Annotated in this window: 12 protein-coding genes and 1 tRNA gene; 2 read left to right on the top strand and 11 right to left on the bottom strand. The window is 43.3% G+C overall.

What is annotated here, in order from left to right:
* Positions 1-42: 42 nt before the first annotated feature.
* A tRNA-Gln gene (locus BSHG_RS16855) sits at positions 43-113 on the bottom strand.
* A 163-nt stretch (positions 114-276) separates the two neighbouring features.
* Between BSHG_RS16855 and BSHG_RS16860 the strand changes: the two genes are divergently transcribed.
* Positions 277-3,549 (top strand): S41 family peptidase, encoded by a 3,273-nt coding sequence (locus BSHG_RS16860; RefSeq protein ID WP_008657877.1) that lies wholly within the window; start codon positions 277-279, stop codon positions 3,547-3,549.
* A 113-nt stretch (positions 3,550-3,662) separates the two neighbouring features.
* Here the strand turns inward: BSHG_RS16860 and tyrS are convergent, their stop codons facing one another.
* The 8 genes from tyrS to metK form a co-directional block, all read right to left on the bottom strand.
* On the bottom strand, positions 3,663-4,955 hold the full coding sequence (gene tyrS / locus BSHG_RS16865) for a tyrosine--tRNA ligase (RefSeq protein WP_005797027.1): 1,293 nt from the start codon (positions 4,953-4,955) through the stop codon (positions 3,663-3,665).
* A gap of 67 nt (positions 4,956-5,022) precedes the next feature.
* Positions 5,023-5,658, bottom strand: a complete 636-nt coding sequence (locus tag BSHG_RS16870) for a TatD family hydrolase (RefSeq protein WP_005783653.1) — start codon at positions 5,656-5,658, stop codon at positions 5,023-5,025.
* A 6-nt stretch (positions 5,659-5,664) separates the two neighbouring features.
* The gene (gene yidD, locus BSHG_RS21240) at positions 5,665-5,886 is read right to left on the bottom strand and encodes a membrane protein insertion efficiency factor YidD (RefSeq protein WP_005779696.1); all 222 of its coding nucleotides are present in this window, start codon (positions 5,884-5,886) and stop codon (positions 5,665-5,667) included.
* The gene (rnpA, locus tag BSHG_RS16875) at positions 5,883-6,263 is read right to left on the bottom strand and encodes a ribonuclease P protein component (protein ID WP_005783651.1); all 381 of its coding nucleotides are present in this window, start codon (positions 6,261-6,263) and stop codon (positions 5,883-5,885) included. The genes yidD and rnpA overlap by 4 nt, the downstream gene beginning before the upstream one ends.
* A gap of 90 nt (positions 6,264-6,353) precedes the next feature.
* Positions 6,354-7,106, bottom strand: a complete 753-nt coding sequence (locus BSHG_RS16880; RefSeq protein ID WP_005783649.1) for a uroporphyrinogen-III synthase — start codon at positions 7,104-7,106, stop codon at positions 6,354-6,356.
* 4 nt (positions 7,107-7,110) lie between these two features.
* The gene (locus BSHG_RS16885; RefSeq protein WP_005783647.1) at positions 7,111-7,941 is read right to left on the bottom strand and encodes a DUF4271 domain-containing protein; all 831 of its coding nucleotides are present in this window, start codon (positions 7,939-7,941) and stop codon (positions 7,111-7,113) included.
* Positions 7,938-8,525 (bottom strand): TIGR00730 family Rossman fold protein, encoded by a 588-nt coding sequence (locus BSHG_RS16890; protein WP_005783645.1) that lies wholly within the window; start codon positions 8,523-8,525, stop codon positions 7,938-7,940. The genes BSHG_RS16885 and BSHG_RS16890 overlap by 4 nt, the downstream gene beginning before the upstream one ends.
* A 140-nt stretch (positions 8,526-8,665) precedes the next feature.
* Positions 8,666-9,958, bottom strand: coding sequence for a methionine adenosyltransferase (gene metK, locus BSHG_RS16895; RefSeq protein ID WP_005783643.1), 1,293 nt, complete (start codon positions 9,956-9,958; stop codon positions 8,666-8,668).
* 208 nt (positions 9,959-10,166) lie between these two features.
* Between metK and BSHG_RS21235 the strand changes: the two genes are divergently transcribed.
* Positions 10,167-10,361, top strand: coding sequence for a hypothetical protein (locus BSHG_RS21235; RefSeq protein ID WP_005783641.1), 195 nt, complete (start codon positions 10,167-10,169; stop codon positions 10,359-10,361).
* Here the strand turns inward: BSHG_RS21235 and folK are convergent.
* Together folK and queA are read right to left on the bottom strand one after the other, a co-directional pair.
* The gene (folK, locus tag BSHG_RS16900; protein WP_005783639.1) at positions 10,341-10,802 is read right to left on the bottom strand and encodes a 2-amino-4-hydroxy-6-hydroxymethyldihydropteridine diphosphokinase; all 462 of its coding nucleotides are present in this window, start codon (positions 10,800-10,802) and stop codon (positions 10,341-10,343) included. The genes BSHG_RS21235 and folK overlap by 21 nt on opposite strands.
* The gene (queA, locus tag BSHG_RS16905; protein WP_005783637.1) at positions 10,802-11,860 is read right to left on the bottom strand and encodes a tRNA preQ1(34) S-adenosylmethionine ribosyltransferase-isomerase QueA; all 1,059 of its coding nucleotides are present in this window, start codon (positions 11,858-11,860) and stop codon (positions 10,802-10,804) included. The genes folK and queA overlap by 1 nt, the downstream gene beginning before the upstream one ends.
* Positions 11,861-11,874: the final 14 nt, after the last annotated feature.

The raw sequence follows: 11,874 nt of genomic DNA, 5'->3' as shown, positions 1-11,874 counted from the left end.
TGTCTGTTTTAGGCTTTTTTATAAAATATATCCGATTGTATGTTGTCCTACCAAGATTCGAACTTAGACAAACAGAACCAAAAACTGTTGTGCTACCATTACACCATAGGACAAGCTATTGCGCTTTCTGTTAAAAAGCGATGCAAAGATAATGCCATGCAAGCTATTTTCCAAATATTTTTAGACTTTTTTGTATAATAAGTCTCGTTAGCCGAAGCGAATTGCTACCTTTGTACTTACAGAAATCAATAAAGTAAACAAATAAATTCAGTAAGTATGAGAAAACTTTTTGTATGTATTGCACTGGGTCTCACCACGCTTACCGGCAATGCCGCATCACCGCTATGGATGCGCGATGTACAGATTTCGCCGGACGGAACAGAAATAGCGTTTTGCTACAAAGGAGACATTTATAAGGTATCTGCCGGAGGAGGAACAGCCATCCAGCTCACAACACAGCCTTCGTATGAATGTACCCCCATTTGGTCACCCGACAGTAAACAAATAGCTTTTGCCAGTGATCGTAATGGCAACTTTGATATTTTTGTAATGCCTGCGACAGGAGGTACAGCACAAAGACTGACTACCCATTCTTCATCCGAACTGCCTTCGGCTTTTACACCGGATGGAAAATATATTCTCTTTTCAGCATCCATCCAGGATCCGTCACAAAGTGCTTTGTTCCCGACAACAGCCATGACAGAACTATACAAGGTTCCCGTGAACGGAGGACGTACGGAGCAGGTACTGGGTACTCCGGCCGAAGCCGTTTGTTATGCGCCATCAGGAGAGTTCTTTCTCTATCAGGATCGTAAAGGTTTTGAAGATGAATGGCGGAAACACCACACTTCGTCCATCACCCGCGACATTTGGCTGTACGACACTAAAACAGGAAAACATACCAACCTGACCAATCATGCCGGAGAAGACCGCAATCCCGTACTTTCACCGGACGGAAAAAGCGTATATCTTTTAAGCGAACGGAAAGGGTCATTTAATGTTTATAGTTTTCCATTGGACAACGCACAAGACCTGAAAGCAGTAACATCGTTCAAAACACACCCGGTACGTTTCCTGTCAATGAGTCACGGCGGAACGCTATGCTATGCATACGACGGAGAAATATATACCCAAAAGGATAATGCCACTCCACAGAAAATAAACATAGATATTGTCCGTGATGATCAGGACAAAATAGCAGACCTGACTTTTACAAACGGGGCAACATCAGGGACTGTATCACCGGATGGGAAGCAAATTGCATTTATCGTACGGGGAGAAGTATTTGTAACCTCAACTGATTATGCAACTACAAAGCAAATCACCCATACACCCGCACGCGAAGCCGGGTTAACATTTGCTCCGGACAATCGTACACTGGCTTACGCAAGTGAGCGTAACGGCAACTGGCAACTTTTTCTTGCTAAAATAGCCCGTAAGGAAGAAGCTAATTTCCCCAATGCCACCATCATCGAAGAAGAGGTGCTGTTACCATCCGCAACCGTGGAACGGGCCTATCCGCAGTTCTCACCGGACGGTAAAGAGCTGGCATTTATAGAGGAGCGTAACCGTTTGATGGTAATCAATTTGGATACGAAAAAAGTTCGTCAGATCACCGATGGTTCCACCTGGTTCAGCACAGATGGAAACTTCGACTATCAATGGTCACCTGACGGCAAATGGTTCACCCTCGAATTTATCGGCAACCGACACGATCCTTACTCGGATATAGGATTGGTAAGTGCAAAGGGGGACAGTCCGATTACCAACCTGACCAACAGCGGTTACATGAGCGGATCTCCCCGTTGGGTACTGGACGGCAATGCCATTTTGTTCACAACCGAACGATATGGTATGCGTGCACATGCTTCCTGGGGTTCACAGAATGATGCCATGCTGGTATTTCTCAATCAAGATGCTTTCGACAAGTTCCGCCTGAGCAAAGAAGATTATGAATTGCAAAAAGAACTGGAAAAGGAACAACAGAAAGATAAAGAAAAAGCCTCAATTGACCCGAAAAAAGATAAGAAGAAGGATCCCCAAACAGATACTGAGAAGAAAGATGAGATCAAAAACATCCTAGTAGAACTGAATGGTCTTGAGGATCGCATCATACGCCTCACTCCCAACTCTTCGAACCTGGGCAGTACTATTATCTCAAAAGACGGCGAAACTCTCTACTATCTGTCAGCATTCGAGGGCGGATTTGATCTATGGAAAATGGATCTCCGTAAAAAAGAGACCAAACTGCTTCATAAAATGAATGCCGGATGGGCTTCTATGGATATGGACAAAGATGGAAAATCCCTGTTTGTCCTGGGAGGTAATACCATGCAAAAGATGGACCTCAGCGGAGAAACCCTGAAGCCGATCAACTATAAGGCAGAGATGAAAATGGATCTGGCTGCTGAACGAGAATATATGTTCGACCATGTATATAAGCAACAACAGAAACGTTTCTACAACGCCAACATGCACGGAGTAAACTGGGATACCATGTCTGCTGCTTATCGTAAATTTTTGCCACACATCAATAATAACTATGACTTTGCCGAATTACTCAGCGAATGGCTGGGAGAACTGAATGTATCACATACCGGCGGGCGTTTCTCTCCATCTATACCGGGAGATGCCACAGCCAGTCTGGGGGTACTTACAGATTGGAATTATAAAGGAAAAGGCGCATCGATCATGGAAGTGATTGAGAAGGGCCCTTTCGATCACGCCCGCTCGAAAGTAAAAGCCGGAACTATCATTGAAAAAATTAACGGACAGGAAATAACCCCTGAAACAGACTATCATACGTTATTGAACGACAAAGCAAACAAAAAGACACTCGTTTCATTATACAATCCGCAAAGCGGTGAACGGTGGGAAGAAGTAGTTATCCCGATCGGCAACGGAATACTCAATAATCTGCTCTACAAACGTTGGGTGAAACAACGCGCGGCCGATGTAGATAAATGGTCTGACGGACGTCTGGGATATGTACATATACAATCGATGGGTGATGACAGTTTCCGTTCTGTCTACTCAGATATTTTAGGAAAATACAATAATCGCGAAGGAATCGTTATCGACACCCGTTTCAATGGCGGCGGCCGCCTTCACGAAGATATTGAAGTATTGTTCAGTGGTAAAAAGTATTTCACCCAAGTCGTCCGCGGACGCGAAGCTTGCGATATGCCCAGCCGCCGATGGAACAAGCCGTCTATCATGCTAACGTGTGAAGCCAATTACTCGAATGCACATGGCACACCATGGGTATACAGCCATCAGAAACTAGGTAAATTGGTAGGTATGCCCGTACCGGGAACCATGACCAGCGTTTCTTGGGAACGTCTGCAAGACCCGTCTCTGGTATTCGGTATTCCTGTCATAGGCTATCGACTTCCGGATGGGAGCTATCTGGAAAACACACAGTTGGAACCGGATATTAAAGTAGCCAACTCACCGGAAACAATCGTCAAAGGGGAAGATACACAATTGAAAACAGCGGTAGAAGAATTGCTGAAAGAACTCCCGGCAGGCAAAGGGAAAAAGCATTAACCTATCCACTCTATAAATAAAAAGGATGGATTCTTAGAATCCATCCTTTTTATTTATAGCGAAACTTCACTTCTTCCGTCGTCCTGACACAAAACGGTGGAGAAAGAAGTTCTTTATTTTGCAATAATCAAATAATAGTTTTTCTTACCACGCTGAACCAACAGATACTTTTCATCAAGCAAGTCGGCAGTAGTAATCACCTGATCAAAAGCAGCCAGCTTCTCTTTATTCAAAGAGACACCGCCACCTTGAACCAATTTACGCATTTCACCTTTTGAAGCAAATACAGCGGCATTGTCGACAAACAAATCAACCGCTTTCACTCCCTCTGCCAACGCATCACGTGAGATCTCAAATTGAGGAACACCTTCGAACACAGCCAACAATGTATCTTCATCCAGCTTTTTCAACGCATCGGAAGTGGCATTACCAAATAAGATATTGGATGCGTCTACTGCAGCATTGTAATCCTCTTCAGAGTGAACCATCACAGTTACTTCCTTTGCCAGACGTTTCTGGAGCACTCGCAAATGCGGAGCTTCATTATGTTCGGCAACCAGTCCGTCAATTTCTGCCTTATCGAGTGAAGTAAATATCTTAATATAGCGCTCAGCATCGGCATCACTCACATTGAGCCAGAACTGATAGAACTTGTAAGGAGAAGTATAACGAGGGTCCAACCAAATATTACCCGATTCGGTCTTACCAAATTTTCCACCGTCAGCTTTGGTGATTAACGGACAAGTCAATGCATAAGCCTCACCACCGTTAGTACGACGAATCAGTTCAGTACCGGTAGTGATATTTCCCCACTGATCAGAGCCTCCCATCTGCAGTTTACATCCTTTGGTTTCGTAGAGATGAAGAAAGTCATAACCTTGCAACAACTGATAGGTAAACTCAGTAAACGACAATCCGTCACGGGCTTCACCGTTCAGACGTTTCTTTACCGATTCCTTAGCCATCATGTAGTTCACAGTAATATGCTTACCTACTTCGCGGGCAAAATCCAGGAAAGTGAACTCCTTCATCCAATCATAGTTGTTCACTAGTTCAGCTCTGTTAGGAGCATCAGATTCGAAGTCCAAAAACTTAGCTAGTTGCTTTTTGATACAAGCCTGATTGTGACGCAGTGTTTCCTCATCCAGCAGATTGCGTTCGGCCGATTTACCCGAAGGATCGCCAATCATACCGGTCGCACCACCAATCAAAGCCAATGGTTTATGACCACAACGCTGGAAGTGACGCAATATCATCACACCACATAAGTGTCCGATATGCAATGAATCGGCTGTCGGGTCAATACCCACATAAGCAGTCACCTGTTCTTTAGCCAATAACTCTTCTGTGCCGGGCATCATGTCATGCACCATTCCACGCCATCTTAGTTCTTCTACAAAATTCATCGAATGATAATAAGTTTTAAAGTTTAATTAGGGCAAAAGTACGACTCTTTATCGTAACAAGCAACTCTTATTGCCTAAAAAAGACGTTATTAATGTTTTGACGCACTTGTTGCATAAGTTTGCAAAGAGGTATCTCCAATAGCAAAGCAGCACGTTCATAAAGGCAATGAATATCTATCATACTTTCATCCGTTTCCAAAAATAAATATTCCAAGGGAATGCCCCAAAGCACTTCCTCCTGATATTTCTCACCCAATGAAACATAGATCCCTTCCCGGATGTACTGCAAAGCCAGTTCTTTCTTTCCACGGAACCCATGTATAATCCAAGGATTAGAGGGTTTCATTTTTTTCCTCAGGCAGATAATTTCGTTCGCCGAACGCACTGCATGAATCACCAACGGATATTTCATTTCGTGTGCAAGCATAGCCTGTTTCTCAAATACTTCCTGTTGCAACATATAGTCCGTCCGAACCAATTTGTCAAGACCGGCTTCACCTATTGCCAGAACCTGGGGACACTGTATCGCTGCAAGCAACATCTCCCACTGCCGGTCAAGGTTTTCACGAGTCAGATACCACGGATGAATTCCGACAGAATAATAAGCACCGGCCAACGGATCAAACTCTGCAGGCTGACAATTTTGTATCGCCTGTCCAAGTTCAACAGGCATCCGATGTGTATGTATATCGAGAATATCCATAGACTATTAAGGAACCGGATCGTATCCCGATCCACCCCAGGGATGACAACGGAGAATTCGTCTGACAGCAAGATAAAGTCCCTTAAAAGGGCCATGTTTCTTAATCGCTTCAATAGCGTATTGCGAACAAGTAGGAGTGAAACGACATGAAGGAGGAGTCATGGGCGAAATGCATGCTCTGTAAAAGTAGATAGGAAGCAACAATATATATGACAACAGGCGTTTCATACCAGTTTCTCACTAATACGAGCCAGTAGAATCTTCATCTTTTCCTCTATTTCGGCCGAGGACGTTAATTCGTCCGAAAGATAGATAAAGGCAATAGCCAACTGTTGCTGCTTATCAGTAAGAATCTGCAAAAGTTGATGTTTATGCATCCGGTAAGCCTCACGCAACTGGCGTTTCACCCGATTTCTTTTTACTGCACGTTTAAATCGTTTTTTCGAAACGCTCAGTAAAATAGATGCCTGAACATCTTGATTTTCAACAGGCATATACACCACACGCAACGGAAAGATGGAAAACGACTTTGAGCCGCCCGCAAACATCTTCTCAATCAGAATCTTACTATTCAGCCTTTCGGCTTTGCACAGGGTATTTGCCATAATAATAACAAACGGTAAACAATAAACAGTAAACAACAGACAGATAACTTAGCTTGTTCATCGTTCACCATTTATTGTTTACCGTTTCATTTATTTTCCTTTATTGTTTTCCTTAATAAACAAATCGAGGGCAGCCGTCATTGAAGGAGCTTTCACGTTAGGTGCTTCAAGATCAAGACGGAGTCCGGCATCACGAACAGCTTGTGCTGTAGTCGATCCGAATGTTCCGATCTTAATGTCCTTCTGATCAAAATCAGGGAAGTTCTTCTTCAGCGAAGATACTCCGGCAGGACTAAAGAATACCAACATATCATAATCAAACTCCTCTCCCTCCATAAAGTCATTGCTAACAGTGCGATACATTACGCATTCCGTATGCTGGATGTTATTTTTATCCAGCAGATCCCTCACGTCATCGTTGTGTACATCCGACATCGGGACGAGATACTTTTCTGTTTTATGTTTCACAATCGAAGGAATCAGATCCTCGATCTTGCCCGTAGCACCAAAGAAGATCTTACGCTTACGATACTGCACATACTTCTGAATATAAAGAGCAACAGCTTCTGTTACACAGAAATACTTCATCGTCTCAGGGATCGTCACACGCAACTCCGTACAAAGATGGAAGAAATGATCAATCGCATGACGCGATGTAAATATAACAGCCGTATGATCTAAAATAGATACTTTCTGTTGTCTGAATTCTTTCGCAGAGACGCTCTCAACCTTGATAAAGGGGCGGAAATCTATTTTTACACCATACTTTTCAGCAATGTCGTAATAAGGAGATTTCTCTGAAGCAGGCTTTGGCTGCGACACTAATACTTTCTTAATTTTCAACGTCCTAAAAATTTATTATCAAAACATTATTTAGCTGAATCATACCTTGATACACTATCAGACAAGGTACGATTTCAAGGGCACAAAAGTATAAAATTAAAAGGAAAACCCCATAAATATTACAGGAAAAAAGCTTTAACCACTTGTAAAACATCAATATTTTAGTAAAAATTACCAAAACGCAACCAATTGAAACTAAAAAGGTGACATTCAAATCAAAATAGACCAGAAACAAAACAAACGGAAATAAAGCGAATCCAAGGTAATAAATCAGCGTAGAATAAGACTCCAGCCATATATCGGTTTTGCTTTTGTCAAAAAACACCCATCCCAAAAACGAATATAAAATCCATTTAAACAAAAGATAGAGTAAACAAACAGCCACATAAACTCCCAAAAGTATATGCGGCGAAACACGCTCCATCAATGCGGGCCTGATATCATTAAAATAGTTAAAAATACAAACACCTCCAAGAACGCAGGTCTGCACGATAAGTAATAGCAAATAGCGCATGTCAGCCGCCGTAGAAGAAGCGAAAATGCTCGTTCTTTCACGATGTAACATAAAATCTTTCACCTGTTGCAACAGAAACTTCTTGCTGCGTGCCAACACATACGCAGAAACAAAAAAACATCCCAACAGTATCATAGCCAACCCATCGTCAGTTCTTGGAGAATAAGGAATCGGCATACCCTCCGCCCCGGTCACGGTCTCACTTACCGCCTGTAAATCCACCCGGCTACCCAACGTATCCTGGGGAGCACCGGCTGCACTAATTACATGCTGCACAGTATCTGCCTCCTGTGCGCCAAGAGAGTCCTGGACAAAAATCATATAGCGGCAAACTTACGAATAGAACCATCCCACACCGGTATGGAATAAACCAACTCTACAGCCTCCTCCGGAGTATGTGCCACATGCCAGATATCTCCATGCTGTTTCCTCATGAAATTACCTTCTATAGCATTTTCAAGCATCTCCATCAACGGGTCAAAGAAACCATTAGTGTTTAATATCACGATCGGGTTAAGATACAACCCCAACTGTTTCCAGGTAATAATCTCAAGCAGCTCTTCCAAAGTTCCGCATCCTCCGGGCAGTGCAATCACGGCATCACTCTTTTCAGCCATCAACCTCTTACGCTCGTGCATACTTTCTACCTCGATAAGCTCTGTCAATCCCGTGTGATGCCATCCCTGGTCTACCATAAAATGAGGAATTACTCCGGTCACTTCTCCCCCATTCTGCAATACTGCATCAGCCACCGAACGCATCAATCCTATATTCCCCGCTCCATTTATCAAACGGATATGCCGGTTTGCCAACAGATGCCCTAATTTCATGGCTGCATCAAAATAAGTCTGGTCTATTTTTGTACTTGAAGCGCAATATACGCATACGGAAGTTATTTGGTTCATTTCTTGCATGGGTTTAGTTCAACACGCTGCAAAAGTACCAAATTTCAAGGAGAAAAGAAGAAGGCTGCCTTGTTTTCTCCCCATATCGGGTTAAAAACAAGTGCAGCCTTCTATAATAAATAGCTGTAAAGCTACGCTGATTACAAACCGAAAGCGGCTTTTACTTTGTCCACATAGTCAAGTTTTTCCCATGTAAACAGTTCCACTTCCATAGTCCGGTCGCCTTCATAACGAGATTGAAAATGCTTAGTCACCATCTGAGGTTCACGCCCCATATGCCCGTAAGCAGCAGTTTCACTATAAATCGGATAACGCAGTTTCAGGCGGTCTTCAATAGCCTTCGGACGAAGGTCAAACAGTTCATCGATCTTTCTGGCGATCTCTCCATCACTCATCTTCACGTTACTGCGTCCGTATGTATTTACATAAATATTAATAGGACGAGCCACACCGATAGCATAAGAAACCTGTACCAGCATTTCGTCGGCAACGCCGGCAGCAACAAGATTCTTAGCAATATGACGGGCAGCATAAGCAGCACTACGATCTACTTTGCTTGGATCTTTACCGGAGAAAGCACCGCCACCATGAGCTCCCTTTCCACCATAAGTGTCCACAATGATCTTACGTCCGGTGAGTCCTGTATCTCCATGAGGGCCACCGATCACAAACTTACCGGTCGGATTCACATGATAGATAATATGGTCATTGAACAAAGCAAGAACCTTCGGATGATTAATAGAAGCAATGACACGAGGCATCAGCACCTCAATCACATCTTTCCGGATCACTGCCAACATCTCTTCATCAGCCTTCAGTTGGGCAGCGGCAGAATTATCAGCCGGTAATATAAATTCATCATGCTGTGTTGAAACAACAATCGTATCAATGCGTACCGGAGTACCGTTATCATCATATTCAATGGTTACCTGGCTCTTTGCATCCGGACGAAGATAAGTCATTTCTTTACCTTCGCGGCGGATATCGGCCAACACAAGAAGTATTCTATGTGCCAGGTCAAGAGACAACGGCATATAGTTTTCTGTTTCGTTGGTTGCATAACCAAACATCATACCCTGGTCGCCTGCTCCCTGGTTCATCGGGTCTTCGCGTTCTACACCACGGTTAATGTCCGCACTTTGTTCATGAATGGCAGAAAGTACACCGCACGAATTACTTTCGAACATGTATTCGCCTTTCGTGTAACCAATCTTTTGGATCACTTCACGTGCAATCAGTTGCAGATCAACATAAGCACCTGTTTTCACTTCTCCCGCAAGCACCACCTGTCCGGTAGTTACTAAGGTTTCGCAAGCTACTTTCGAACTGGGATCATAAGCCAACAGTTTGTCAAGCACAGCGTCCGATATTTGATCGGCCACTTTATCGGGGTGTCCTTCAGACACCGATTCGGATGTGAATAAATATCCCATAATAAAATTATGAATTATGAATTATAAATTATGAATGAGGGCAAAGATTCAAAAAAGAGTAGAAAACGCATACAGAAGGGAATGTTGTTTTAGCATTTTTTTCTGTGGTTGCAAGCTACTCAAATCTTTCCACATTTCATTTCAGGGACAAAGGTAGATAATATTTTGAATTTATTGCTACTTTTGCTTCGTATTAACAGACTACCTTATGAAAAATAAACTAAAAACCGCTTTTACATTATTGGTGTATATTGCTGTCACAGTGGGTATTTACGCCTTAATCTGCCATCTGAATCACCAGCCCTTCGACGATTTGCGCATACTGTATGCCGTACTGATCGGCTGCGTAGCCTACCTTCCCCGACACCTGATGGTTCGCAAATCACGAAAGAGCCAGAAATAGCTCTTTAATCGTCTTATGAAACACCGGATGAACAACGTCCGGTGCAATCTCGGCAAGGGGTTCCAGAACAAACTTACGGTCGGTCATCAACGGATGAGGCACTATAAGCCTTTCATCCTGTAGTATCTTATCGCCATAGAGCAAAAGATCAATGTCAATCAGGCGGTCACTATACACACCGTCCCGTGATTTATGCAAACGCCCTATTTCCTGCTCTATCCGTTGAGTACTTTCCAGTATCCCGACAGGGGACAATACTGTCTCCACTCCCACCGCAGCATTCAGAAAGTTGTTTTCCGATTGAAATCCCCAGGGAGCAGTAGCATAAAAAGCGGAAAGAGAAATGATTTTCCCTATCCGCTCCTCTATTTTTTGTAGGGCAACACGAAGATTTAGCTCCTTATCACCCAAGTTGGTACCTAATCCCAAATATACTTTCATCACTTATCCAAAATCAGCATCGCATCTCCATAAGTACCAAAGCGGTAACCCTCTTTCAACGCTATGTGATATGCATCCATCACCTGATCGTAGCCACCAAAAGCAGCCACAATCATCAATAACGTAGAAAGCGGCATATGGAAGTTTGATACCATGGCATTTGCCACAGTAAAGTCGTATGGAGGGAAGATAAACTTGTTCGTCCATCCTTCGTATTCCTTCAAATGTCCGTCTGTACTTACCGTACTTTCAATAGCACGCATTACAGTTGTTCCCACAGCACATACATTCTTACCCAGATCTTTAGCACGATTCACTATCTTGACAGCCTCCTCCGTCACAAACATCTGCTCAGAGTCCATTTTATGCTTTGTCAGGTCTTCCACATCGATATCACGGAAGTTTCCGAGTCCTGCATGCAATGTGATATATGCAAAGTCTATTCCCTTAATTTCCATACGTTTCATCAGCTCACGGCTGAAGTGCAGACTTGCAGTCGGTGCTGTCACAGCCCCTTCGTTTTTAGCGAAGATAGACTGGAAACGTTCTGCATCCTCCTCTTCAACCGGACGGTTCAGAATCGTATGTGGCAATGGAGTTTCTCCTAATGCATACAATGCTTTTTTAAATTCATCATGAGGTCCGTCATACAGAAAACGAAGTGTACGCCCACGTGAAGTAGTATTATCAATTACTTCAGCAACCATTGAGTCATCATCCCCAAAGTAAAGCTTATTGCCGATACGGATTTTACGTGCCGGATCTACCAATACATCCCACAAACGCAATTCCTCGTTCAACTCGCGCAACAAGAACACTTCGATACGCGCACCTGTTTTTTCCTTATTTCCGTATAAGCGTGCAGGAAACACCTTGGTATCGTTGAATACAAACACGTCTTTATCATCAAAATAATTCAGGATGTCTTTAAACATCTTGTGCTCAATCTCTCCCGTACGCTTGTGGAGTACCATCAAGCGCGACTCGTCTCTGTACTTTGTAGGGTGCAAAGCAATCTTTTCTTCGGGTAACTTAAATTTAAATTGCGACAGTTTCATGATAATAATGTGCG

It is taken from the genome of Bacteroides sp. 3_2_5 (assembly GCF_000159855.2).
GTDB lineage: Bacteria > Bacteroidota > Bacteroidia > Bacteroidales > Bacteroidaceae > Bacteroides > Bacteroides fragilis.
Note: the sequence above shows the minus strand (reverse complement) of the source record. Positions and strands in the feature narration are given on the sequence as shown.

What these genes read in the sequence shown, in the direction of transcription:
- BSHG_RS16860 (WP_008657877.1), top strand. Translation starts at nt 277, where the DNA reads ATGAGAAAACTTTTTGTATGTATTGCACTGGGTCTCACCACGCTTACC.
- tyrS (WP_005797027.1), bottom strand. Translation starts at nt 4,955, where the DNA reads ATGAATTTTGTAGAAGAACTAAGATGGCGTGGAATGGTGCATGACATG.
- BSHG_RS16870 (WP_005783653.1), bottom strand. Translation starts at nt 5,658, where the DNA reads ATGGATATTCTCGATATACATACACATCGGATGCCTGTTGAACTTGGA.
- yidD (WP_005779696.1), bottom strand. Translation starts at nt 5,886, where the DNA reads ATGAAACGCCTGTTGTCATATATATTGTTGCTTCCTATCTACTTTTAC.
- rnpA (WP_005783651.1), bottom strand. Translation starts at nt 6,263, where the DNA reads ATGGCAAATACCCTGTGCAAAGCCGAAAGGCTGAATAGTAAGATTCTG.
- BSHG_RS16885 (WP_005783647.1), bottom strand. Translation starts at nt 7,941, where the DNA reads ATGATTTTTGTCCAGGACTCTCTTGGCGCACAGGAGGCAGATACTGTG.
- BSHG_RS16890 (WP_005783645.1), bottom strand. Translation starts at nt 8,525, where the DNA reads ATGAACCAAATAACTTCCGTATGCGTATATTGCGCTTCAAGTACAAAA.
- metK (WP_005783643.1), bottom strand. Translation starts at nt 9,958, where the DNA reads ATGGGATATTTATTCACATCCGAATCGGTGTCTGAAGGACACCCCGAT.
- BSHG_RS21235 (WP_005783641.1), top strand. Translation starts at nt 10,167, where the DNA reads ATGAAAAATAAACTAAAAACCGCTTTTACATTATTGGTGTATATTGCT.
- folK (WP_005783639.1), bottom strand. Translation starts at nt 10,802, where the DNA reads ATGAAAGTATATTTGGGATTAGGTACCAACTTGGGTGATAAGGAGCTA.
- queA (WP_005783637.1), bottom strand. Translation starts at nt 11,860, where the DNA reads ATGAAACTGTCGCAATTTAAATTTAAGTTACCCGAAGAAAAGATTGCT.